Here is a 25,833-nt window from a genome sequence, read left to right on the forward strand (position 1 = left end):
GTCAGATATTATGTTAGAATTAACGCCTAATTTAAATGTGAATAGTAAAAAGGCATTGTATGTGCAATTGTATGAGTATATAAAAAAAGAGATTAAAGATGGATCGATTGTCGCTTTTACGAAATTACCGGCTAAGCGAAAGTTAGCGATACATTTACAAGTAAGTAAAAATACAGTAGAGGCAGCCTACGAACAATTACTTGCAGAAGGTTATATTGAATCGATATCGAGAAAAGGTTATTTTGTATGCAAGATTGAGCAAATGGTTCATGTAGAGGATAGCGAAGAGAGGATAGAAGAAGTCCCGTTTCAGGAGAAGTGTTATAAATTTGACTTTACACAAACAGGAATTGATACAAATGCTTTTCCATTTAATATGTATCGGAAAATTGTAAATGAAGTATGGCAGCCGCATAATAACGAACTTCTCTTTCTAGGACACCCTCAAGGGGAAGCAAGCTTAAGAGAAGAGATTACGAATTATTTGTATGAATCTAGAGGTGTGCGTTGTTCAGCTAGTCAAATTGTATTAGGAGCGGGAACACAAATATTAGTGAAACTATTGTTTCAATTGTTAAAGGGAAGCAATTATGCAGTTGAAAACCCAGGGTATCATAGGAAGATGGTTGTTTTTGAACAGGGAGAAGCAAGAGTCAAAATGTTATCTTTAGATAGAGATGGAATTTGTATTGCAGATTTAGAAAATAGCAATGCGAATGTTGTATTTGTTACACCTTCCCATCAGTTTCCATATGGAATGATTATGCCTATTACGAGAAGGATGCAGCTTTTACAATGGGCAAAGAAAGAAGAGAGCAGGTATATTATTGAAGATGATTACGATAGTGAATTTCGTTATTCTGGAAAGCCTATACCGGCGCTGCAAGGGTTAGATACAGAGGGGAAAGTTATTTATATGGGGACGCTATCTAAAGCATTATTGCCATCGCTACGGATGAGCTATATGGTGTTGCCGAAGAAATTAATTAAAAAGTATCAACAGCAATATTTATTTTATACACAAAGTGTTTCAAGAATAGATCAAGAAGTGATTAGAAGATTTTTAAATGAAGGATATTGGGAAAAACATATTCATAAAATGCGTGTTGTCTACCGAAAGAAGAGAGATAGACTTGTTTTTGAAATAGAGAAGTATTTCTCTAATCGTGTTGAAGTGATAGGAGAAGATTCGGGATTACACATTTTATTAAAAGTGCATAATGGAATGCGGGAAGAAGAATTAATTCAAGAAGCTGCGAAATATAGTATTAAAATATATCCTGTGTCTACGTACTATAAAGACGGTATGGCGCCTGAGAGTGTAGTTTTACTTGGGTTTGCGATATTATCAGAGGAAGAGATTGCGAAAGCGATTCAATTATTACACACGGCATGGTTTACAAGAAAGTAAAAAACATCCTCCAAACATGAGGATGTTTTTTATTATTTATTTTCATCTAAGAATAAGACCATATGCTCTTCGTCCCAATATTGTCCGTTATATTTTAATGAACGTTCTTGTACACCGAATGTTTTAAAACCTAATGATTCATAAAGTTTTTTCGCTCCATCGTTGCCAACAACAACATCAAGCATAACTTGTTCTACTTCTAAAGATTTAGCAAGCTCAAGACATTCTTTAATAAGTGCTTTTCCTGCTCCAAGTCCGCGTGCTTTTGGAGATACATATACAGAACCGATTTTAGCTTTATGTTCTTGTTTTACATATGGTTTCGTTTCCAGTGTTGCAACCCCGATTAATTTTCCATCTTTAAATGCACCTAGCGTATAGTTTTCATCTTGTGCTAATTTTTGTGCTTTATATTCAATCGCACACTCTTTATTAATAATATCTTCATAAGAAGAGCTGAATGCTTCAGGGTTTTGCTTTAATCCTTCTACGCGAAGTTCTAAGTAAATTTCTGCTTCGTCTTTTGTTAATACATGGATATCCAATTATATCACCCTCCAAATCTTTGCAAATGTACCTTTATTTTATATTGAAATAAGAATAATTTCAAAAGCTTAGCTTATATGAGCTGTTTTTATGAACAAAATAACACCAGTAGTGTTTACTACTACTGGTGTTTTCACACGCATATTATTCAAAAGGTAGCTCGATTATAAAGTTTGTTCCCGCTCCTAATTGGCTTGTTACTAGAATAGAACCGTTATGCAATTCTACAATTTCCTTTGCAACAGCTAGCCCGATGCCTTTTCCGCCTGTAGCTCGTGTTCTAGATTTATCAACACGATAAAAACGGTCAAAAATATGCGGGATATCTTCTTCAGGAATACCTTCACCTTCATCTTGTACACTTATTGTAAAAGAATCTGTTTCTATGAGTACACGTATCGTAATGGATGTGTTTTCTGGCGAATGTTGATAAGCGTTGTGTAATAAATTTAACATAACTTGTTCCATACGTCTTTCGTCTATACAAACTTCTAAATCATCTTTGCAATATACATGAAGTTGCATTTGCTTATTCGTTAATGTTGTTTTTGTCTTTTCAACCATTCGTTCTAAAAATGGCTGAAGAAGCACTTTTTGTTTTTTTATAACAAATTGGTGTTGTTCTAATTGTACAAGCATAAATAAATCTTGGACGAGATCGGTTACACTATCCGTTTCATCCTCAATGATTTGTAAGTATTCTTCTCGCTCCGCTTTTGTTAAAGAGTCTCTCTTTGCTACCTTTGCATAACCTTTCATATAGGTCAATGGAGTTAATAGTTCATGAGCGACACTAGCGAGAAATTCATTGCGCTCTTTTTTCATATACGTAAGCTCACTCGATAAATCTTCAATTGTTTTTGCTAAACTTCCGAGTTCATCATTTCGTTTAATACCTAATTGAATTGGCTTGTTTAATTTTGACATTTTTTCTGTCGCTCTCTTCATTTTTATAAGAGGATCTGTAATAAGTTTAGAAAAAACAAAGACAGAAATAGTTGTTAAAATAATCGTCAAAATACTAATGATAAGAAATTGATGCAGGAGTTTAAGTAACATCTTTTCTAAGAAAGATGTTTTTAATAACATATGTAAATTACCTTGAAATCCTTGAATTTCAAGTGGACTTACTGTTGAGATGAATTTTGATTTTTTCCAGTTTCTTTCTACAATTAACCCGCTTTTTGGAATAGATTTTGTTTTACAAATAAGTTGTTTTTGCATGTCTTTCGTTATGGGTTCTGAGTTAGAAATAATTTTGCCGTTATTGTCAGTTATAATGATTGTGATATCAGTATTAGCAATTAATTCGGAACCGATTAAATCTTCAGCTGCATGCTCGATAGTGAAATCCTGATACCGAGGGTGTTTAGGACGTTCTGTGTATTGCTGTTGTTTAGAATGATCATTCCATCTTGCACGGTTTACAATCTTATCACGATACCGATTACCTTTCTCTAATAGAGCATCGGTTTCTTCTTTCACACGCATTGTTGAAAGGCTTTTATAAAAAGATACGAAAGCAATTGTTTCAATACATAAAGCTAATATTAAAAAGTATGTCCCAATTTTAAGGGAAAGTTTACTCATTTTCTCACCATACCTTATTCATAATAAAGAGTCAGTGGTATACGATTTCCCACTGACCGAAGTAATTATTCACTTTTCCATTTATATCCGACTTTATAGACCGTTTCTAGGTAATCTTCAATCGGAAATCCTTTTTTGCGTAGTTTATCACGGATATTACGAATGTGTGAATCAATTGTTCTATATTCGATATCTGTTTCATAGCCCCAAATTTTTTCGATTAAATCATCTCGGCTATAAGCACGGTTTGTATTTTGCAAAAATAGTCCGAGTAACGAAAATTCGATAGGAGTTAGCGAGATTTTTTCATCGTACACTGTGACGGTATGTTTCGTTTTATCCCACTCAATACCATTGAAACTAACAAAGCCATCTTTTTTTGTACGGCGTAATATAGCCTCGATTCGTGCGACTAATACATGCTCATCAAATGGTTTTGTAATATAATCATCTGCGCCCATCGTGAGGCCTTTCACCATATCGTAGTTTTGGTTGCGAGCTGTTAACATAATGATAGGAACGTTAGAAATTTGACGAATTTGATAGCAAGTATCCCATCCATCCATATTCGGCATCATAACATCTAATAAAATAATATCGAATTCTTTTTGTTCGATTAATTTTAGTGCTTCAAGGCCAGAGGTAGCTTTCATACAAAAATAGCCGCGAGGGCTTAAGAATAGATCTAATAATCGTAACATACGTTCTTCATCGTCTACTAATAAAATTTTTACCATAATCTTGTGCACCCCAAACTGTTCATTCTACTTGTATAGTTTACATGAAAATAATAAAAAACTCTTTTTATGTGATTGAATGGAGGGATGATTTTTTCGCTCGGAGTAATTGACATAAAAAATGCACTAGTTTTGCACAACTATTTTTTATAATAAAAAACGTAGCGACACAAAATACCCTATGTTGCGACATAACGTCATGTCATTTTATTTATAAAATGACAATTCCATTCTATTGTGTATGTGAGATAGAGAGGGTTTTCGTATTCACCTCGCATCGGATAAGAAAAATTTCCTATCTCACACTTTTTTTAAAAGGAGATCATACACATGAATTCAAAAGAAGAAATTTCAAAAAAAGAAAAGCAAGATCGTAATACGGTTGTCATGTGCGTTGCCGTATCTATGGTTATTATTATAAGTTGCGTAAATAAAATTTTGGGGATTTTATAATATAAAAAAAGCTGATTGCTTCTTAAGAAGCAATCAGCTTTTTTCATTGTTAGGGGAGTATTCCTATATGATAAACCAAGGTAAAATTGCTAACCCAGAAGTTACAATTGCTGTAGTAAATATTAAAAGCATAGCTCGTTTGTTTTGTTTCATGTCACATTCTCCTCTACATATCAAGTACATGCGATCAGCGTGGGATGTAGTTCCCCACTGAGTAAAGTTTCACTTTATATTTTTAGTATAATGAATGGTAAGGATTGGTACGATCGATAAAGGTGACATGAAGATTACATTGTTGTAATGCAAAAAAACATCTTTCTTATTAAGAAAGATGTTTTTGGAAAACTACCCCGCAAAAGCCCGATTGGTTCAGCTAATACTCAGTAGGGGATGGAAAAATCACCCACTGAGTAAAGTTTCACTTTATATTGAAGTATTAATCATTTAAGAACAGAACCATATGTTCCTCGTCCCAATATTGACCGTTATGTTTTAATGAACGCTCTTGTACGCCGTAAGTTTGGAAACCTAATGACTCATATAATTTTTTTGCTGCATCGTTACCAACTACAACATCGAGCATAAGTTGTTCTACATGTAATTTATCGGCATTTTCAATAATTGCTTTAATTAGAGCTCGTCCTGCTCCAAGGCCACGCGCTTTTGGAGAAACAAAAACGGAACCGATTTTTGCTTTATGTTCTTGTTTAATAAATGGTTTTGTTTCTAAAGTAGCGATACCAATTAAATCATTATCTTTGAAGACACCTAGAGTATACTTATCCGGATTGCTTAATCGTTTAGCCATAGCAGCCACAGGATTTTCATGTTTAAGAACATCTTCATAAGAAGAGCTAAAAGCTTCCGGATTCTTCGTTAAACCTTCCATACAAACTTTTAAATATATTTCTGCGTCCTCTGTTGTTAATAAGCGAATTTCCATAGTTGTAACCTCCCTGGTGGATTTCAAATAAATCCATTACTTTTATAAGATTGAGTATATGTTTTGTTAGTATTCTCTTTTAATTTGTAAAAGAATGAAAAGATATATGCTACAATGTTTTGTTTTAATTATGTAATGAAATTATATATTAACTTTGTTAACTATTCAAGTGTTTAATATGTTACATTTTTATAACTAAAATAACTCCTCGATTGAGGAGTTATTTTTTAAACATTGGATTGATAGCCATCAATTCGTTTTGGATGTGTGTAAATATTACAAGATTCATTTCTAATAAACCCTACGACTGTAATGCCTAAATCATGGGCAAGTTGCAATGCCAGTTTTGTTGGAGCGGATTTAGATAGAACAATTTCACATCCGATTTTTGAAACTTTGAGTAAAATTTCGGATGAAATACGTCCGCTAAATGCGATGATTTTTCCTTTAATGGATATATCGTTACGCAAACAATGACCATATATTTTATCTAATGCATTATGTCTTCCAATATCCATTCTTGATAGGAGGATATTGTTTCGATCACATAGCGCGGTATTGTGAACACCGCCAGTTTGGCGAAATGTAGTAGAAGATTGTTGCAAGGTATTCATTAAATGAAAGCATTCTTCAGGAGTAATTTTTACATGTATATCATGTAAGTCTTTTGCTTTTGCTGCGTCGTTTACGAAAATAAAACCTTGTCTACCTTTTCCGCAGCAAGAAGTGATGTATCGTTTATTATATAAAGTTTGATAGAGCGGATTCACTTTTGATGATTTTACATGGACAATTCCGTTATCTTTTTGAACCCATAGTTCTTCAACATCTTTATAGGAAGAAATAATCCCCTCAGAAATTAAAAAACCAATTACCATATCTTCAATATAATTTGGTGTGCATACGACTGTTACATATTCTTCACCATTCAATTTAATAGTAATAGGAGATTCTGTAACAATCTCATCAAGTTGTTTTGAAAATGTACCAGATTGATAACGTACAATTGTATAAGTCTCTTGCGTAGGCCCCATATTTAATTCCCCTTTTATATGTATTTATCTCCCACATTTATCATAAAACAATGGAAAAAATAAAAACACCTATTAACAAGAAGATCACAGATTATTTTGGTTATTATTGTATATGTACGATATAATAGAACTGTAGAATAGTGATATTTTCAAGCTTTCGTAGTTATACCTTATAACATCTAGAATCGACTTCATAAGAAAGTATTTGGGTAGAGCGTTTCAAAAATATGTACAGTAATGCGATTTTGAAAACGGATTCATAATTGTGTTGTACAGTTGGTTGTAAGGAGAGGGGAAACTATGGCAGAACAGACAGTCCGTGTAACCGTCGATGGTAAAGAATTTTCTGCATCAGGTGAAAAGACGATACTACAATTATTTAACGAGAGTAATTTGGAACATCCTCAAATTTGTCATGTACCAGAAGTAGATCCAATTCAAACTTGTGATACGTGTATTGTAGAAGTAAATGGAAAGTTATTGCGTGCTTGTTCAACGAAATTAGAGGACGGTATGCATATCGAAAGACAGTCCCAGCGTGCAAAAGAGGCACAGACTGAGGCAATGGATCGAATATTAGAGAATCATCTATTGTATTGTACCGTTTGTGATAACAATAATGGTAACTGTAAAGTCCATAATACAGTACATATGATGGGAATTGAGGAACAGAAATATCCGTATGAGCCAAAAGTAAGTGCGTGTGAAGTGGATATGTCACATCCATTTTATCGATATGATCCAAATCAATGTATTGCTTGTGGGCAGTGTGTAGAAGTATGTCAAAACTTACAAGTGAATGAAACTATATCGATTGATTGGAGCTTAGACCGTCCACGTGTTATATGGGACAATGGTGTAAGTATAAATGACTCATCTTGTGTAAGTTGTGGGCAGTGTGTAACAGTATGTCCATGTAATGCGTTAATGGAAAAAACAATGCTGGGTGAAGCTGGATTCATGACAGGATTGAAACCGGATGTGTTAGATCCGATGATTGATTTTGTAAAGGATGTAGAGCCGGGATATAGTAGTATTTTAGCAGTTTCAGAAGTAGAGGCTGCGATGCGTAAGACGAAAGTGAATAAAACAAAAACAGTTTGTACATTTTGTGGTGTAGGTTGTTCATTTGAAGTATGGACGAAAGACCGCCACATTTTGAAAGTGCAGCCTGTTTCAGATGCGCCGGTTAACGGTATTTCCACATGTGTAAAAGGCAAATTTGGATGGGATTTTGTAAACAGTGAAGATCGTATTACAAAGCCATTAATTCGCCAAGGAGATACGTTTGTTGAAGCTTCATGGGAAGAGGCTCTGGAAGTTGTTGCATCCAATATGCAGCATATTAAATCAGAATATGGAAGTGATGCATTTGGATTTATTTCTTCTTCGAAAGTAACGAATGAAGAAAATTATCTTATGCAAAAACTAGCCCGTCAAATATATGGAACGAATAATGTAGACAATTGTTCCCGTTATTGTCAATCTCCAGCAACAGACGGTTTATTTAAAACTGTCGGTATGGGCGGGGACGCTGGAACAGTGAAAGATATTGCGGAAGCAGGCCTTGTCATTATCGTTGGAGCAAATCCAACAGAAGGACATCCTGTACTTGCAACGCGTGTAAAACGTGCTCATAAATTACATGACCAAAAATTAATTGTGGCAGACCTTCGTAAACATGAAATGGCAGAGCGTGCGGATTTATTCATTCATCCGCGCCAAGGAACTGATTACGTATGGCTCGCTGGTATTACGAAATATATTATCGATCAAGATTGGCACGATAAAAAGTTCATAGCTGAAAATGTGAAGAATTTTGATGAATATAGCAAAATGGTAGAAAAGTATACGCTTGATTATACAGAAGAAATTACGGGGATTTCGAAAGAAAATCTGAAAGAAATGGCTCGTATGGTATATGAAGCAGATGGTACTTGTGTACTTTGGGGAATGGGTGTAACTCAAAATACTGGAGGAAGTACAACTTCAGCAGCAATTTCAAATCTATTGCTTGTTACGGGTAACTATCGTCGTCCTGGTGCAGGAGCATATCCATTACGCGGACATAATAACGTACAAGGCGCTTGTGATATGGCAACATTACCAAACTGGCTTCCAGGTTACCAAGCGGTTTCAGATGATGCGCTCCGTGCGAAATTTGAAAAAGCATACGGTACTACAATTCCGAAAGCACCAGGTTTAAATAATATTGCAATGTTACTTGCGGCAGATGAAGGAAAACTGCGTGGTATGTATGTTATGGGTGAAGAAATGGCTTTAGTAGATTCGAATGCCAACCATGTACAACATATTTTAGCGAATTTAGATTTCCTTGTTGTTCAAGATATGTTCTTATCGAAAACAGCTCGTTTTGCTGATGTTATTTTACCGGCAGCACCAAGCTTAGAAAAAGAGGGAACATTTACGAATACAGAGCGCCGTATTCAAAGATTATATGAAGTATTGAAGCCGCTTGGTGATTCAAAGCCAGACTGGTGGATTTTACAAAAAGTAGCTCGTGCACTTGGCGGGGACTGGAATTATGAAAGTCCAAGTGAAATCATGGATGAAATTGCATCGCTTGCACCTTTATATTCTCAGGCAACATACGATCGTTTAGAAGGATGGAATAGTTTATGTTGGGGTAGCCATGATGGTAGCGATACACCGCTATTATATGTGCATGGATTTAACTTCCCGGATAAACTAGCTCGTCTATCATTAGATGAATGGGTACCACCAGTTGTAGCGCCAGATGAGTATGATTTACTTTTAAATAATGGACGTATGTTAGAACATTTCCACGAAGGGAATATGACGAATAAATCGGCTGGTATTTTATCTAAAGTATCTGAAGTGTTCGTTGAAATCTCGCCTGAACTTGCCCTAGAGCGCAATGTGAAAGATGGTGGCCTTGTAGAATTAGCATCACCATTTGGGAAAATTAAAGTACAGGCACTTGTTACAGATCGTGTAACGGGGAAAGAGCTATATTTACCGATGCATGCAACGGTAAATGAAGAGGCAATCAATATTTTAACTGGAACGGCGACAGATCTTTATACGTGTACACCAGCGTATAAACAAACGATGGTAAAGATGCGTGTATTACGTGAAAAAGGGAATCGTCCGTTACCATCTTCAAACCCGAGAGATAAAAAGCGTAATCCGCAAAACGGTGTTGAAATCGAGCAAAAATGGCAAAGAAAACAATACGTATCACTTGTGGACTAGGGGGGCGGAGATAGTGGCGAAAGAAATTACTATAATTAAAAAGAAAGTTGTAACAGAGGAAGAACAGAAACAGCAATTAGCAGATGAACTTCTAAATGAGCTATCTAATAATCGTGAAGCAGTAGAAGAAACGATGCAGCTTTTAGCACAGTTGCAGAAGGCTGGTATATTAGATGCAGCGATTAGTTTACTTGCTGCGAAGGAAGATGTTTCAAAAATCGCTGTGGAGCAATTAAATCGTGAACCAGTTAAAAATGCACTCAACAATATGATGGGGGCAGGAGAAGCGTTATCTTCAGTTGACCCAGAAATAACGAAGCAAATTACGTCCAGTTTAGTTACAGGATTGCAATTTGCAACAGATGAATTAAATAGTGGTAAAAAAACAAAAGTGATGGATTTCTTTAAAGTATTAAAAGATCCAGATATCAATAGAGCTATTACATTCGGTTTTAGCTTCTTGAAAGCATTTGGACAAGGGCTAGAGAAAAAATAGAATAAATGAAAAAGTGATGGGAAGTAGCCATCACTTTTTTCATTATATGTATAAGAGTGTTCATGTTAAGCGGAATATATTATTATTAAAAAGATGGATTAGAACTGGAAATATGGAATCCATCTCAAATATCGTTTTAGAATGTGGAGGAATATATGCAACACCGTAAAAAACTATCTATACCAGGAGTAATAGGACATTCCTTTCAAACAGTTAAATTTGCTTTTTGGAATGTATTAACTTTTCAACTTGCTTATAAATTATTAGCAGCGATTGTGTTTGTTCCACTATTTGGAATCATTTTTAATAAGTTATTGTATTTTGGTGGTTATGCAAATGCGACAAATGATGAATTATTAGCGTTTTTAAAGACGCCTTATGGGATCTTAGCAATCGTAATTTTATCATTGTTAGCACTGTTTCTTATCTTTACAGAATTTGCGGTGCTTATTATTATTTCGTATTTCGCTCATAAAAGACAGAAGGTGAAATTACGTCCGATTTTATATAAAACGGTAACGTATTTACCTACTCTTTTTACATATTGCTTACCAGGATTTATTTTATATGCTGTCGTATTGTTGCCTCTTTTAAATATGGGATATGAAACGGCATTAATCCCGCAAATTCAAATTCCTAACTTTATTACAGGAGAACTGTTTAAGACAACGATGGGACAAGTTGGTTATTACACGTTCTTTGCTGTAGTCGCGTATTTGAATCTTCGATGGATTTTCGTTCTACCTATTGTTGTTTTAGAGCAAAAACCATTTCGCGTGGCAGCACGTAAAAGTGCAACTTTAGTAAAGGAAAGCTTTTTTAAAGTACTATTCTTTTTAGTAGGTTTTTTTATTTCAATTGGAATTGTATATGTCGTGTTTTTGGGAATATATTTATTGTGCCTATGGGGTGTTTATGAATTTACAAACCCGAAAGGAACATTTGCATTATTAGCTGAATCAACGATTTCTGTATTTTTAACGAGCACATTGTATTTATTCAGCTTTATCGTGACGCCATTTTATATTATGGCGATTACGCGATTATACTTACAAAAGGTACCGGTTGAGGATGTTTTATTAGAAGAAGGATTAGATTATTCGAAAACGAAAGCAGATAAATGTTTTTTTCAAAAACATCGTTGGAAATTCATTGGCGTATACATTGTAGGAATTATTACTGCCGGAATGGTCGTTGCCTTCATTGTAACGTTTATTTCAAATTCGTATAAAGAACCGATTATTATGGCGCACCGCGGGTATATATCAAAAGGCGTAGAAAATACGAAAGAAGCTGTGCAAGGTGCTATTGATGCAAAAGCAGACTACGCTGAAATAGATGTATTACAAACGAAAGACGGTGAACTAGCGGTTATACATGATTTGAAGCTGAAACGTCTCGCAAATGCCAATGTGCATGTGTCAGATTTAACGATGGCGGAGTTAAGGCAACTTACCCTTAGTCAAGATGGACTTTCAGGACAAATAAGTACACTTGATGAAATCATTAAGCTAGCAAATGGCAAAATCAAACTTAATATAGAAGTGAAGCTTCATGGGGGCGAAAAAGATTTTGTAAACAAAGTCTTAAAAACGATTAAAGATAATGAATTTGAGAAGCAATGTGTAATTCAAACGTTACACTATCCACTTATTAAAGAGTTTAAGCGTGCAAATCCAGATATAAAAGTAGGGTATATATTGTATGCAAGTAGAGCCAACTTAAAGAATGTGAAGGCTGACTTTTACGTAGCAGAAGAATATATGTTAAATAAGAAATTAGTAAAAGAAGCAAGGAAGTTAAACAAACCAATTTACGTATGGACAGTAAATGATATGGAAAATTTAAAGGCATATTATAAGTTGAACGTAGATGGTATCATAACCGATTACCCTGAAGATGCACGTGAAACAATTAAGATGTTAAAAGAGCAAGAAGCGGAAGAAAGTGATCTGTTTGATAAAATTACTGAAACGACAGATGATTTATTTTCTAAGTTATTTATAAGTTACCCAGCTGCTGGCTAAATGCTAGCAGCTGTTTTTTTTGTGAAAAGAATATATCTCTAAAGTATTGAGTAAAGTAATAACTGTATATGTATACGTTATCGCTTAGGTTTCTTACATTGTTACATTATTGTCAAATAATAAATGATTGCTGTTTATTTTGAAGTAGTATAATAAAAATAGAGTGAAAGATAATGAAATGACACGAAACCCCTAATAGAATCAATGTTTTATATATTTACACTATTCTAAATATAAAAACTTTAGGAAAATGTTATGTTAGCGTTTTCATAACTTTTAAGTTATGCTAGAATAAGGACATAAGTTATTAATTATTACAAAAAGAAAAAAGAATCTCTTTTTTCTGTTAATTATAAGGGGGCATTTCATTATGCGTATTGGGGTACCAGCAGAAATTAAAAACAACGAAAACCGTGTGGCAATGACACCAGCAGGTGTTGTACATTTAATTCGTAACAATCACGAAGTATTCATTCAAAAGGGTGCAGGTTTAGGGTCTGGTTTCACAGACGCTCAGTATGTTGAAGCGGGAGCAAAAATTGTTGATACAGCTGAAGAAGCTTGGAACATGGAAATGGTTATGAAAGTTAAGGAACCAATTGAAAGCGAATACAAACACTTCAGTGAAGGCTTAATCTTATTCACATACTTACACCTAGCTCCAGAGCCAGAATTAACAAAAGCTTTAATCGAGAAAAAAGTTGTTTCTATCGCATATGAAACAGTACAATTAGAAAACCGTTCATTACCATTACTTGCACCTATGAGTGAAGTAGCTGGTCGTATGGCTGCACAAATTGGTGCACAATTCCTTGAGAAAAACAAAGGCGGTAAAGGTATCTTACTTGCAGGTGTTCCAGGGGTTAAACGTGGTAAAGTAACAATCATCGGTGGTGGACAAGCTGGTACAAATGCTGCTAAAATTGCAGTTGGACTAGGTGCGGATGTAACAATCATCGACTTAAGTGCAGAACGTCTTCGTCAATTAGATGACATTTTCGGAAACCAAGTAAAAACTTTAATGTCTAATCCTTACAATATTGCAGAAGCTGTTAAAGAGTCTGATCTTGTAATCGGTGCAGTATTAATCCCAGGTGCAAAAGCTCCAAAACTTGTAACAGAAGAAATGATTAAATCAATGGAACCAGGTTCTGTTGTTGTAGATATCGCGATTGACCAAGGTGGTATTTTCGAAACAACTGATCGTATTACAACTCATGATAACCCAACTTATGAAAAACACGGCGTTGTTCATTATGCAGTTGCAAACATGCCAGGTGCGGTTCCACGTACATCAACTCTTGCATTAACAAACGTAACAGTACCATATGCAGTACAAATTGCTAACAAAGGCTACAAAGAAGCTTGCCTAGGTAACACTGCATTACTAAAAGGTATTAACACATTAGATGGCTATGTAACATTCGAAGCAGTTGCAGAAGCTCACGGTGTAGAGTACAAAGGTGCTAAAGAATTATTAGAAGCAGAAACAGTATCTTGCTAATAGAAGCATTATACAAAACAAAATCGAACAATATATAAAACAACATGATAAGAGCTAAGAGTGAAGATCTCTTAGCTCTTCTTGGCAAAAGGGGGCATACATCGTGGCCAACCTATTTAAAAAGAAATCCGTTACGCAATTGTTAGGGGAAAGTAAAAGTAAAACTTTGACGAAAACGCTAGGGGCATTTGACCTAACAATGCTAGGGATTGGTGCGATAATTGGTACAGGAGTTCTAGTATTAACTGGATTAGTAGCAGCAAGAGATGCTGGTCCAGCAGTTATTTTTTCATTCATGATTGCAGCCATCGTTTGTGGATTTGCAGCATTATGTTACGCGGAGGTTGCTTCTACACTTCCTGTTTCAGGTAGTGTGTACACATACTCATATGCAACAATTGGTGAGTTTGTAGCTCATTTAATGGGATGGACATTACTATCCGTATATGTTGTAACGACTGCCGCAGTAGCTGGCGGATGGACTGGTTACTTCCATAACTTAGTGAGTGGATTAGGGCTTGAAATTCCAAAAGCACTGCTAACGATTCCGTCTCAAGGTGGTATAGTGAATTTACCAGCAGTTATCGTTACATTAGTTATAACTTGGTTATTATCAAGAGGTACGAAAGAAAGTAAACGAGTGAATAACATAATGGTATTAATTAAAATTGGTATCGTTGTTTTATTCATTGCAGTTGGTGTATTCTACGTGAAACCAGAAAACTGGATACCATTTGCACCGTATGGTTTAAGTGGAGTTTTCGCGGGGGGAGCAGCAGTATTCTTTGCTTTCTTAGGATTTGATGCATTAGCAACTTCTGCTGAAGAAGTAAAAAATCCGCAACGTGATCTACCGATTGGTATTATCGCTTCGTTAGTCATTTGTACAATCATTTATGTTGTAGTTTGTCTCGTTATGACGGGTATGGTTTCATATAAAGAGCTAGATGTACCGGAAGCGATGGCGTATGTGTTAGAAGTTGTAGGACAAGATAAAGTAGCTGGTATAATCGCAATTGGAGCTGTAATTGGTATTATGGCAGTAATTTTTGCTTACATTTATGCAACGACACGTGTATTCTTCGCTATGAGCCGTGACGGTTTATTGCCAGAATCTTTCGCGAAAATTAATAAAAAGACAGAAGCACCAACATTTACAGTTTGGTTAACAGGAATTGGTAGTGCTTTAATTGCTGGATTTATCGATTTGAAAGAATTGTCGAATTTAGCGAATATTGGAGCGTTGTTAACATTTGCGATGGTTGGTGTGTCAGTTATTATTCTTCGTAAAACACATCCAAAATTACAACGTGGATTTATGGTACCACTTGTACCGATCTTGCCGATTATTTCAATTGCATGTTGTCTATTCTTAATGGTAAACCTACCATTAAAAACATGGATGTACTTCGGTGCTTGGTTAGCAATCGGAGTAGTTGTATACTTTGTTTATTCGAAAAAACATAGTCATTTAAAAGACGATGGAAGTTCGCAGGATAATTTAGAACAAGCTAATTAAAGGGATATAAACACAGTAAGCCTTGTGCGTCTAGGGAGCGCGCAAGGCTTTTTCTTTTGTTGAAATAAAGGGAATGTATATTATTTTGTCGAATTTTTCTGTCGGAATATGAAAAAAGGGTGGGAGCGAAATGGAAGAAGCAAAAGTTGTTGTTGGAGCAGAGGGTTATAATAATAACCCTGGTTGGTTACATACGAATGAAGAAGAATTAAATTTATTACGGAGAGAAACTTGGCTTGATAAATTTCAACCTAATTCTTTATCAGTAATTTTGGCAGAACATGTATGGGAGCATTTATCATATGAAGAAGGAATTGAAGCTGCAAAAATTTGTTATGAGTTTTTAATGGAGAATGGATATATTCGTTGTGCAGTACCAGATGCATTTTTTCCAGATGAAGAATATCAGCAAGGGGTACAAGTAGGTGGACCTGGTCCATTAGATCATCCTGCAGCAAGTCATAAAATTATTCATAGCTATAAAACAATCACGTCCATGTTTGAATCAGCAGGTTTTCAAGTGATGCTCTTAGAATACTGTGATGAGAATGGTAAGTTTCACTATAATGATTGGAATGAGAAAGATGGATTTATTTATCGTTCGAAACGTTTTGACCATAGAAATCGGGATAATCATTTAGGATTTGTTTCTTTAATTGTGGATGCGGTGAAAAATGAAAAGTAAGTAAAAAGGGGTGTGCGAATTGTGCATCCTTTTTTGTATGAGAATATAGAGAGTGCGGAAAATATGTATACGACTTATTAAAATGTGAACGGAATGTTCATAAAAAAATTCAGATTTCATTGACACATATGAGTGGGCGCTCATATAATAAGAGTATAAGATATATGAATGATTGTTCATATGTTCAATTAAAGAGGTGAGCTATAATGGCTGGAAATAAAGTAGAAACACCACAAGAGACATGTTCTCAAACGATAATTCATGAAGAAGTTGTAGAGCAAGTAAAACAAACAATTCCAACTGATGAAAGTTTAAGTAAAGTAGCAGAACTATTTAAAGTATTAGGTGACCGTACACGTACGAGAATATTACATGCGCTATTTGAAGCTGAAATGTGCGTTTGTGATTTAGCTTATTTATTAGGAATGACACAATCATCTATTTCGCATCAGCTTCGTGTGTTAAAGCAAGCGAAACTTGTGAAGAATCGTAAAGAAGGAAAGGTTGTTTATTATTCGTTAGCTGACCAGCACGTAATTCATATTTTCGAGCAAGCGTTTGAACACGTAAACGAAGAAGAATAAAAGAACGCGAGGAGGGAGAACGATGGCTGAAGCATTGGTGAAAAAGAAACTGATGTTAGAAGGTTTAGATTGTGCGAACTGTGCAATGAAAATTGAAAAAGGTGTTGGGAATATAGAAGGAGTAAATTCTTGTTCTGTAAACTTCGCAACAAAGACAATGATCTTAGAAACAGCACAAAATAAAGAAAACGAAGTTGTTACGGAAGCAAAACAACTCGTTACAAAATTAGAACCGCATATTAAAGTTCAAGAAGAACAAAAAAATAAAATTGCTAAAGAAGTATTTATATTAGAAGGTTTAGATTGCGCGAACTGTGCAATGAAAATTGAAAATAAAGTGAAGGAAATGCCAGCTGTCTCAGAAGCAACTGTTGATTTCGTATCGAAGAAATTACGAGTAGAAGTTGCGAATAAAAGAGAACTAGAAGCGACTGTAGCAAATATAACAAATGTCGTTCAAAAGTTAGAACCAGATGTGAAAGTTATTCGTGAAGAGAAGAACGGTCATGACCACAGACATAGTCACGATCATGGTGAAGCAAATGTGAAAAAGATGGTAGGGAGATTAGTGGTCGGCGGAATTTTGACAGCAATTGCTGCATTAGCGGGCTTACCACAAATGGTAACAATTCCGTTATTCGTCCTTGCTTATTTATTAATAGGTGGAGATATCGTTTGGAGAGCGATAAGAAACATAACTCGTGGCCAAGTATTTGATGAAAACTTCTTAATGGCAATTGCAACTGTAGGAGCTTTTGCAATTCAACAATATTCTGAAGCTGTAGCAGTAATGCTATTTTATCAAGTAGGAGAACTATTCCAAAGTATTGCGGTAAACCGCTCCCGAAAATCAATTACTTCATTAATGGATATTCGTCCTGATTATGCGAATGTAAAGGTTGGAAATGAAACGAAGCAAGTATCACCAGAAGATGTACAAATTGGCGATTATATTATCGTTAAGCCAGGTGAGAAAGTGCCGTTAGACGGAAAAGTAATTGAAGGAACATCAATGGTAGATACTTCAGCATTAACAGGTGAATCTGTACCACGTGAAGTAGAAGTTGGAAATGATGTATTAAGTGGCTTTGTGAACCAAAATGGTGTGTTGACAATTGAAGTTACAAAAGAATTCGGTGAATCCACTGTATCGAAAATTTTAGATTTAGTTCAAAATGCAAGCAGTAAAAAAGCACCAACGGAAAACTTTATTACGAAGTTTGCACGTTACTACACTCCAGTTGTAGTTATTACAGCGGCGATCATGGCGTTTATTCCACCACTTATTTTAGAAGGAGCTACATTCTCTGAGTGGATTTATAGAGCTTTAGTGTTCTTAGTAATCTCTTGTCCATGTGCGTTAGTTGTATCCATTCCTCTTGGATTCTTTGGAGGTATTGGCGGTGCATCTAAAAGTGGTGTGTTAGTAAAAGGTAGTAACTATTTAGAAGCTTTAAATGATGTAAAATATATTGTTTTTGACAAAACAGGAACATTAACAAAAGGTGTTTTCAAAGTTACAAAAATGGAACCGAGCGAAGGTACTACAAGTGAAGAGTTATTAGAGTATGCGGCATTTGCTGAAGTATATTCTAACCATCCAATTGCCCAATCTATTCGAAAGGCATATGGAAAATCAATTGATGAAAAAATAATCGATGATTATAACGAAATTTCTGGTCACGGTACAGTCGTAAAAGTACAAGGAAAAGAAATTTTTGCAGGTAATGCAAAATTAATGAGAAAAGAAAATATTGAATTTAAGCAACCAGAAACAGTAGGTACATTAGTTCACGTTGCTGTAGATGGAAGATATGCAGGTTATATTGTTATCTCTGATGAGGTAAAAGAGGATTCGAAACAAGCGATTCAAAAGTTAAAAGAACTAGGTATTAAAAAGACAGTAATGTTAACTGGTGATGCAAAACCAGTTGGTGAAGCTGTCGGTAAAGAATTAGGCTTAGATGAAGTTCATGCGGAATTACTACCGCAACAAAAAGTAGAAGAGATTGAAAAAATTGATGCAGCGAAGCACGGAAAAGAAAAAATTGCCTTCGTTGGTGACGGTATTAACGATACACCAGTATTAGCCCGTGCAGACGTTGGTATTGCGATGGGTGGTTTAGGATCAGATGCAGCAATTGAAGCGGCAGACATTGTTATTATGACTGATGAGCCTTCAAAAATTGCGACAGCTGTAAAAATTGCAAAACGTACAAGAAGTATAGTGTGGCAAAATATCATCTTTGCTCTAGGTGTAAAAGGGATCGTTTTATTACTTGGTGCTTTTGGTATTGCAACAATGTGGGAAGCTGTTTTCTCAGATGTTGGTGTGACACTACTTGCAGTGTTAAATGCAATGCGTGTATTAAGAGTGAAAGATTTATAAAAAAGAGGACGCGACCCGCGTCCTCTTTTTTATTGGTGATTTTGTTGAAATTGACTCAATAAAATAATACCAAATATTATTTTACTTTTAAATAGCGTTATATTAAAATTTACAAATAAAATACATTCGTCTTATTCTTTTAATATATTTTTTACAAATATCCATATAGTATTGAAAAAACAGAGAAGGGGAAACTTCTCTGTTTACTTTTGTATGTTTTTTTCGACTTGTTCTCGAACTGTTTGAATGTAATTCATTTTATGATCCCAGCACTCTTGGCTTAAATCGACAGGGTATTCTTCAGGATTTAAAGTTCGCATATATTCTTCCCAAAATAGAGAGAGACTCTGTTCATTATATTTTTGAATATCTAATATACTTGGTAGTTCATATGTTCTTTCACCGTTAACGAAAATATCTTTATGCAGTTCACGGGCTTCAAAGTTTGTTACGAATTTACTTATATATGTGTGAACTGGATGGAACATTTTTAAGCGCTCTTCTTTTCCAGGTTCTTCAGAATCTAATGCAATATAATCGCCTTCTGCATGATCGTTTACCCGATTGATAATACGATAAATTCGTTTCAGTCCTGGAGTGGTAATTTTTTCAGGGTTAGATGAAATTTTAATCGTATCATTTAATTTTCCGTCAGTATCTTCAATCGCAACTAGTTTGTAAACAGCCCCCAATGCAGGTTGCTCAAAGGACGTAATTAATTTTGTCCCAACGCCCCATACGTCAATTTTTGCTCCTTGAGATTTAAGGTGCATAATTGTGTATTCATCTAAATCGCTAGAAGCGATAATTTTTGTATTTGTAAACCCTGCTTCATCTAATAGTTTTCGTGCCTTTTTCGATAAATAAGCCATATCACCACTATCAAGACGTATGCCATAGAAATCAATACGATCCCCAAATTCTTTTGCAACACGAATCGCATTTGGAACACCAGATTTCAATGTGTCATATGTATCAACGAGAAAGACGCACTTTTTATGAGTTTCAGCGTATTTTTTAAACGCGACGTATTCATCGCGATATGCTTGAACGAAAGAGTGAGCGTGTGTGCCAGCTACAGGAATCCCAAAGCGTTTCCCAGCACGAACGTTGCTTGTAGAGGAGAAACCACCAATAAAGGCAGCACGCGTCCCCCAAAGGGCAGCATCGAACTCATGGGCACGTCTTGTGCCGAACTCTAAAAGCTCATCATTACTTGCAGCATGTTTCATACGTGCTGCTTTTGTGGAAATTAATGTTTGGTAATTCACAATATTTAAGAGGGCAGTCTCAATAATTTGTGCTTCACCAAGTGGTGCATCAACACGTAATAAAGGTTCGTTATTAAATACAACTTCGCCTTCTTGCATACTGCGAATCGTCCCAGTGAATTTCATATTTTGTAAATAATGAAGGAATTCTTCTTCAAATTGTAATTCTGCTAAATAAGCGATATCGCTTTCAGTAAAACTGAAATTTTCTATGTACTCTACAATTTTCTCAAGGCCAGCAAAAACAGCGTAGCCGTTCTCAAATGGAAGCTTTCGAAAATATAAATCAAAAACAGAACGGCGATTATGAATACCATCTTTCCAATATGTATAAGCCATGTTGATTTGATATAGGTCTGTATGTAAGGCATAACTATCGTCTTTATAATGAGTCATCGCGAGAACACCTCCATAATTTGGTTATAGTATACCAATTTTTCACCATTCGTAGCAAAGAAGAGATATTGATGTGAAGTCAAGAGAGAAAAAAATGAAATTATGCATATTTTTTAGAAAATTTATATTTATCAATTTATATTTCTCCAGATTTTATGTATTATTAGAGTAATGGGGGTAATGAGAATGGAGGAGGACAATGCAACAAACATTAGAAAAAATAGGCAAACAAGTCTTTTATAAACGGCTACAGCAAAAAATGACACAAGAAGAATTATGTCAGGGCATTTGTTCTGTCTCATACTTAAGTAAGATCGAAAATGGAAAGATCGAAGCATCAGAAGAAATTCTACAATTGCTCTGCACAAGACTAGAAATTGCTGTGACGGATTTGAGAGATGTAGAAGAAGATGTGAAGGGGAAGCTGGATGAATGGTTAAATGCACTAGTTCATTTAGACAAGCAACAAGTAGAACGTATATATGAAGAGTTGCAAGGTGAAATGAAGCATGTGTTGGATTTTGAAATTATAAATTATTATAAACTGCTGTATACGCGGTATTTAATTATGAAAAGGGATATTTCTGCACTCGAAGAAGAATTAGATAAGTTGAAGAAGGTATATAAAAAATATTCTCCATTTCAGAAGTTGTTATATATGTACAGTAGAGGATTATTGTGCTGTTTACAGTATAGATGGAAGGATGGGCTAGATTACTTATTAAAAACAGAAGTAATGGCCAAAGAACAAGGGTATCATGAAACAGGCTTGTATTATAATATAGCGCTTGCATATACTCATTTAGATATTCATCATCTTGCAATTCATTTTGTAAATATGGCATTAGAAGGATTTCGTAGTGAATATAAGTTTAGAAACATAATTAATTGCCAAATCCTTATTGCGGTAAGTTATACAGAAAAAGGTCAGTATGAAGAAGCTTTAAAAATGTATGAGAGTATATTGAGAGAGGCCACATCTTTTGCTGATAAGGATGTACTATTAGCTATTACTTTAAGTAATATGGGAAGTATCTATTATAAAAAAGGCAAATATCAGCAAGCGAAAAAATATTATTTAGATAGTCTACAACTTCAAAAACAAATAGATTTAAACTATTTAGATACAATATACGAAATGGCATTAGTATGCATTAAATTAGAAGAGTTGGAAGAGGCAAGGACATTAATTGATAAGGGAATTGATGCAGCAAAACAGGAAGAGAGATTTAATGCAAAATTATATTTGCTTTTAATGCTTAGATATAAATATTTTGAAGAAGCAAAAGATTATAAAGCATTTTTGGAAAATGAGGCTATCCCGTTGTATAAATCTGCAGGAAATAAAATAGAATTAAAGAAAGTATACGTTGAACTAGCAGAACATTTTTCCAGTTTATCGAGATTTGAAGAAAGTAATCGATACTATAGGTTAGTTATTGATTTAATGAATGATAATAAGGAGGAATAAAAATGAAAAAGATGGTATTTGGAGTATTGGCGTTTATAGTGACTCTTACAGTTGCTGGAGGAATACATCAATATAGCAGTAAACCTGATATTGTTGGTCAACAAGCTAAAACTGTTGAACAAGTTAATTTATAATCTCCCCCCTTTCCAACCGGAAAGGGGTTTTTCAATATTTGTTCCTCAAAATTCTACAAAACTTGAGAAAAAAATTATTTGAATTTTTAGTATATTAATAGTGGAAACATAATGCTAATATGAAACTACTCTTTTTCAAAAAAATTTTTTATTAGGGGGAAGGTTCATGAAAAAGAAAAGTTTAGCGTTAGTGTTAGCGACAGGAATGGCAGTTACAACGTTTGGAGGGACAGGCTCTGCATTTGCGGATTCTAAAAATGTGCTCTCTACGAAGAAGTACAATGAGACGGTGCAGTCACCTGAGTTTATTTCTGGTGATCTAACTGAAGCAACTGGCAAGAAAGCAGAATCTGTTGTGTTTGATTACTTAAACGCAGCAAAAGGTGATTACAAGCTAGGGGAAAAGAGTGCACAAGATTCTTTCAAAGTGAAACAAGTGAAGAAAGATGCTGTAACTGATTCAACAGTAGTACGTATGCAACAAGTTTACGAAGGAGTGCCTGTATGGGGTTCTACTCAAGTAGCTCACGTAAGTAAAGACGGTTCTTTAAAAGTATTGTCTGGAACAGTTGCACCTGATTTAGACAAAAAGGAAAAGTTGAAAAATAAAAATAAGATTGAAGGCGCAAAAGCAATTGAAATCGCGCAGCAAGATTTAGGGGTAACACCGAAATATGAAGTAGAACCAAAAGCGGACTTATATGTATATCAAAACGGTGAGGAAACAACATATGCATATGTTGTAAATCTAAACTTCTTAGATCCAAGCCCAGGAAACTACTACTATTTCATTGAGGCAGACAGCGGTAAAGTATTAAATAAGTTTAATACAATTGATCATGTGACGAATGATGATAAGTCACCAGTTAAGCAAGAGGCTCCTAAACAGGATGCGAAAGCTGTTGTAAAGCCTGTAACAGGAACGAATAAAGTAGGAACTGGTAAAGGTGTATTAGGAGATACGAAGTCGCTTAATACAACGTTATCTGGATCATCTTACTACTTACAAGATAATACACGCGGGGCAACGATTTTCACATATGATGCGAAAAACCGTTCAACATTACCAGGAACATTATGGGCAGATGCAGATAATGTTTTCAATGCAGCGTATGATGCAGCAGCAGTAGATGCTCATTACTATGCAGGTAAAACATATGATTACTATAAAGCTACGTTTAATAGAAATTCTATTAATGATGCAGGAGCACCGTTAAAATCGACAGTTCATTACGGAAGTAATTATAACAATGCATTCTGGAACGGATCACAGATGGTATACGGAGATGGTGATGGTGTAACGTTTACTTCATTATCTGGTGGAATTGATGTAATTGGTCACGAGTTAACGCATGCTGTTACGGAAAATAGTTCAAATCTAATTTATCAAAATGAATCTGGGGCTTTAAATGAAGCGATTTCTGATATCTTTGGTACTTTAGTAGAATTCTATGATAACCGTAACCCGGATTGGGAGATTGGTGAAGATATTTACACACCTGGTAAAGCAGGAGACGCACTTCGCTCTATGAGTGATCCTACGAAGTATGGTGATCCAGACCATTATTCTAAGCGTTACACTGGTTCAAGTGATAACGGTGGTGTTCATACAAACAGTGGCATTATTAATAAACAAGCTTATTTATTAGCAAATGGTGGTACGCATTATGGTGTAACTGTAACTGGTATCGGTAAAGATAAATTAGGTGCGATTTACTACCGTGCAAATACACAGTATTTCACGCAATCTACTACATTTAGCCAAGCTCGTGCTGGTGCAGTACAAGCTGCTGCAGACTTATATGGTGCAAATTCTGCTGAAGTAGCAGCAGTTAAGCAATCATTTAGTGCTGTTGGTGTAAACTAAGGCTTTAAGGAAGAGCTAGTAATAAAATACCTCAAAAATAAAGAAGGAGCATAGGCTCCTTCTTTATTTTTTTCTCCATTTTTTCCACAAATAAAACAATCCAATAACGCCTGCGATTGTTACAACCCACTTCGCTTCATTTGTTCCGTTCATGACTTGGTATGCCGAATATACTTCAATCAATAAGGCCGGTATTTTACCTATTGTACTGGCAATACTGAAGGAGAGTAATGACATTTTCCCTAGAGCTGCAAATAAAGTCACGATACTTGATGGGATGAAAGGTATCAATCGAAACGATAGAACGAGTAGAAAGGCCTCTCTACCTTCTACATAAAGAAGACGCTCTACCTTTGGGTACTTATTTACTTTATCGTGAGTGAACTTTTGAAGGCCCAGGCGGTAAATATAAAACGAGATAATAGCCCCTAAGGCCTCACCTGTGATCGAAATGATTGTGCCATTTGTTACACCGAAGAGCTGTATATTAATGGCGGTTAAAAAGATGCTAGGAATAACACCTAAAAGACTAATGATGATGTTAATTAAGATACTAAGTGGAATTGCGATTGAATAGTATTCTGTTAAGAAATTTTGAATCGTTTCAGCCATTGTTTAAAATCCTTTATCTTTTTTTGCATTACACCATATTTCGATTGTATAGGCAAGGGGAAATTTACATAATGTAGAAAAACGTTGATAAGAAGGGGTCCTGATACCTTATATAGGTATTAGGTATATAAAAATAGGGGTATTTTAAATCGTTTTGAAAAACAGTATAAAACCCTTTTTATAAAAGGGTTTTATAATTATATTATTGGTGATTTTATTCGGGAAATAATTATAAAATATAGGGGGTATATATTATAAAAGGCGAAAAATAGAGGGTTGATGAAATTGCGCGGGTAAATATGGAAAAATAGATGAAAAAAATGAAAACTGATAGATTTTTTCGTTGTGAAATTGACTTTTAGTGAAGTTGCGATAATAATCATGGAAGAGGTGATATGATGAAACGAATAAGTAGTCTTTTCTTCAGTAGTTTATTGGCATTAATGCTGATCTTAAGTGGATGTGCAGGAAAAGAACAAAAAACAGAGAAACAGACAGGTAATCAAGCTACATCGGTAGAAAAAATTAGTGATAATATTTTAGATGAAATGGAAGGACCACCTAAAAATGGTCATACGATTGAAAGACATGTAGGCAAGTCAGAAGAGGATTTGAAGAATCGCTTGAAGACAGATAAAGTGTCAGCCGCAAGTACATACTATGATAAAGAAACAGCGACGAAAGCTGTAAAAGATAGCTTGAAGCAACATGACAAGGAAATTCAAGATTGGTTAAAAAATTCTAAAGAGGCTCGTCTCGTAGTAAATACAACTCATTCATTCCCTGTTGGAAAAACGGTAATAAAGAAAAATATGAGTGTAAAAGACAAGTTGGTAAAAACTGTTACAGTTTTAGCAAGAGATAAGTCAGGGGAATTAGGGTTTAAGATTATTACTTCTTATCCATCTGATAAATAAGAAGGGGGAG

At 35.1% G+C, this 25,833-nt stretch carries 21 protein-coding genes; 14 read left to right on the plus strand and 7 right to left on the minus strand.

Annotated features, from left to right (window positions below; translation table 11 throughout):
• Positions 1-10 precede the first annotated feature (10 nt).
• Positions 11-1,411, plus strand: coding sequence for a MocR-like pyridoxine biosynthesis transcription factor PdxR (gene pdxR, locus DN407_RS03015; protein ID WP_098451050.1), 1,401 nt, complete (start codon positions 11-13; stop codon positions 1,409-1,411).
• Positions 1,412-1,443: 32 nt separating this feature from the next.
• Here pdxR and DN407_RS03020 read toward each other — a convergent pair whose 3' ends face one another.
• The 3 genes from DN407_RS03020 to DN407_RS03030 form a co-directional block, all read right to left on the minus strand.
• Entirely contained in the window at positions 1,444-1,956 is a 513-nt protein-coding gene (locus tag DN407_RS03020; protein ID WP_000351212.1) for a GNAT family N-acetyltransferase, read from the minus strand.
• A 145-nt stretch (positions 1,957-2,101) separates the two neighbouring features.
• Entirely contained in the window at positions 2,102-3,547 is a 1,446-nt protein-coding gene (locus tag DN407_RS03025) for a HAMP domain-containing sensor histidine kinase (RefSeq protein ID WP_149215995.1), read from the minus strand.
• Positions 3,548-3,612: 65 nt separating this feature from the next.
• Positions 3,613-4,284, minus strand: a complete 672-nt coding sequence (locus DN407_RS03030) for a response regulator transcription factor (protein ID WP_000238956.1) — start codon at positions 4,282-4,284, stop codon at positions 3,613-3,615.
• Between the two features lie 330 nt (positions 4,285-4,614).
• On the opposite strand from DN407_RS03030, the gene DN407_RS32030 reads away from it, so the two are divergent.
• Positions 4,615-4,737 carry a hypothetical protein gene (locus DN407_RS32030; RefSeq protein WP_001085006.1) on the plus strand — a complete coding sequence of 41 codons (123 nt, stop codon included), beginning with the start codon at positions 4,615-4,617 and terminating at the stop codon, positions 4,735-4,737.
• A gap of 436 nt (positions 4,738-5,173) precedes the next feature.
• Here the strand turns inward: DN407_RS32030 and DN407_RS03035 are convergent, their stop codons facing one another.
• On the minus strand, positions 5,174-5,680 hold the full coding sequence (locus tag DN407_RS03035; RefSeq protein ID WP_000405883.1) for a GNAT family N-acetyltransferase: 507 nt from the start codon (positions 5,678-5,680) through the stop codon (positions 5,174-5,176).
• Positions 5,681-5,907: 227 nt separating this feature from the next.
• On the minus strand, positions 5,908-6,714 hold the full coding sequence (gene fdhD / locus DN407_RS03040; RefSeq protein WP_000529230.1) for a formate dehydrogenase accessory sulfurtransferase FdhD: 807 nt from the start codon (positions 6,712-6,714) through the stop codon (positions 5,908-5,910).
• A 300-nt stretch (positions 6,715-7,014) separates the two neighbouring features.
• Between fdhD and fdhF the strand changes: the two genes are divergently transcribed.
• The 8 genes from fdhF to DN407_RS03080 all read left to right on the plus strand — a co-directional run bounded on the left by fdhF (position 7,015) and on the right by DN407_RS03080 (position 19,155).
• Complete coding sequence (fdhF, locus tag DN407_RS03045) at positions 7,015-9,951, plus strand: formate dehydrogenase subunit alpha (RefSeq protein ID WP_149215996.1); 2,937 nt, start codon at positions 7,015-7,017, stop codon at positions 9,949-9,951.
• 13 nt (positions 9,952-9,964) lie between these two features.
• Positions 9,965-10,447: a helical membrane plugin domain-containing protein gene (locus DN407_RS03050; protein WP_001040507.1), complete on the plus strand. Its 483-nt coding sequence runs from the start codon at positions 9,965-9,967 to the stop codon at positions 10,445-10,447.
• 155 nt (positions 10,448-10,602) lie between these two features.
• Positions 10,603-12,474, plus strand: a complete 1,872-nt coding sequence (locus DN407_RS03055) for a glycerophosphodiester phosphodiesterase (RefSeq protein ID WP_001164700.1) — start codon at positions 10,603-10,605, stop codon at positions 12,472-12,474.
• Positions 12,475-12,844: 370 nt separating this feature from the next.
• A complete protein-coding gene (gene ald, locus DN407_RS03060) occupies positions 12,845-13,978 on the plus strand; it encodes an alanine dehydrogenase (protein ID WP_001219744.1) in 1,134 nt (377 codons plus the stop codon).
• Between the two features lie 103 nt (positions 13,979-14,081).
• Positions 14,082-15,497 (plus strand): amino acid permease, encoded by a 1,416-nt coding sequence (locus DN407_RS03065; protein WP_001284887.1) that lies wholly within the window; start codon positions 14,082-14,084, stop codon positions 15,495-15,497.
• Between the two features lie 130 nt (positions 15,498-15,627).
• Entirely contained in the window at positions 15,628-16,182 is a 555-nt protein-coding gene (locus DN407_RS03070) for a class I SAM-dependent methyltransferase (protein ID WP_149215997.1), read from the plus strand.
• Positions 16,183-16,388: 206 nt separating this feature from the next.
• Entirely contained in the window at positions 16,389-16,766 is a 378-nt protein-coding gene (locus DN407_RS03075; protein WP_000918378.1) for an ArsR/SmtB family transcription factor, read from the plus strand.
• Positions 16,767-16,788: 22 nt separating this feature from the next.
• Positions 16,789-19,155 carry a heavy metal translocating P-type ATPase gene (locus DN407_RS03080; protein WP_149215998.1) on the plus strand — a complete coding sequence of 789 codons (2,367 nt, stop codon included), beginning with the start codon at positions 16,789-16,791 and terminating at the stop codon, positions 19,153-19,155.
• A 203-nt stretch (positions 19,156-19,358) separates the two neighbouring features.
• Here DN407_RS03080 and DN407_RS03085 read toward each other — a convergent pair whose 3' ends face one another.
• On the minus strand, positions 19,359-20,822 hold the full coding sequence (locus DN407_RS03085) for a nicotinate phosphoribosyltransferase (protein WP_098508762.1): 1,464 nt from the start codon (positions 20,820-20,822) through the stop codon (positions 19,359-19,361).
• A 199-nt stretch (positions 20,823-21,021) separates the two neighbouring features.
• Here DN407_RS03085 and DN407_RS03090 point away from each other — a divergent pair, with 199 nt between their 5' ends.
• From DN407_RS03090 to DN407_RS03100, 3 genes are all read left to right on the plus strand, one after another.
• Positions 21,022-22,293, plus strand: a complete 1,272-nt coding sequence (locus tag DN407_RS03090; protein WP_001187961.1) for a tetratricopeptide repeat protein — start codon at positions 21,022-21,024, stop codon at positions 22,291-22,293.
• A gap of 2 nt (positions 22,294-22,295) precedes the next feature.
• The gene (gene nprX / locus DN407_RS03095; protein ID WP_016112135.1) at positions 22,296-22,427 is read left to right on the plus strand and encodes a quorum-signaling peptide NprX; all 132 of its coding nucleotides are present in this window, start codon (positions 22,296-22,298) and stop codon (positions 22,425-22,427) included.
• Positions 22,428-22,593: 166 nt separating this feature from the next.
• Positions 22,594-24,294, plus strand: a complete 1,701-nt coding sequence (locus DN407_RS03100) for a M4 family metallopeptidase (protein WP_000730369.1) — start codon at positions 22,594-22,596, stop codon at positions 24,292-24,294.
• A 63-nt stretch (positions 24,295-24,357) separates the two neighbouring features.
• On the opposite strand, the gene DN407_RS03105 is transcribed toward DN407_RS03100, so the two are convergent.
• Positions 24,358-24,906: a TVP38/TMEM64 family protein gene (locus DN407_RS03105; RefSeq protein WP_044584122.1), complete on the minus strand. Its 549-nt coding sequence runs from the start codon at positions 24,904-24,906 to the stop codon at positions 24,358-24,360.
• A gap of 398 nt (positions 24,907-25,304) precedes the next feature.
• Here DN407_RS03105 and DN407_RS03110 point away from each other — a divergent pair, with 398 nt between their 5' ends.
• A complete protein-coding gene (locus DN407_RS03110; RefSeq protein WP_000822695.1) occupies positions 25,305-25,823 on the plus strand; it encodes an RNase A-like domain-containing lipoprotein in 519 nt (172 codons plus the stop codon).
• The last annotated feature ends 10 nt before the right edge of the window (positions 25,824-25,833 follow it).

The sequence above is a fragment of the Bacillus sp. JAS24-2 genome (genome assembly GCF_008274905.1).
In the GTDB taxonomy this organism is placed as follows: Bacteria; Bacillota; Bacilli; order Bacillales; family Bacillaceae_G; genus Bacillus_A; species Bacillus_A cereus.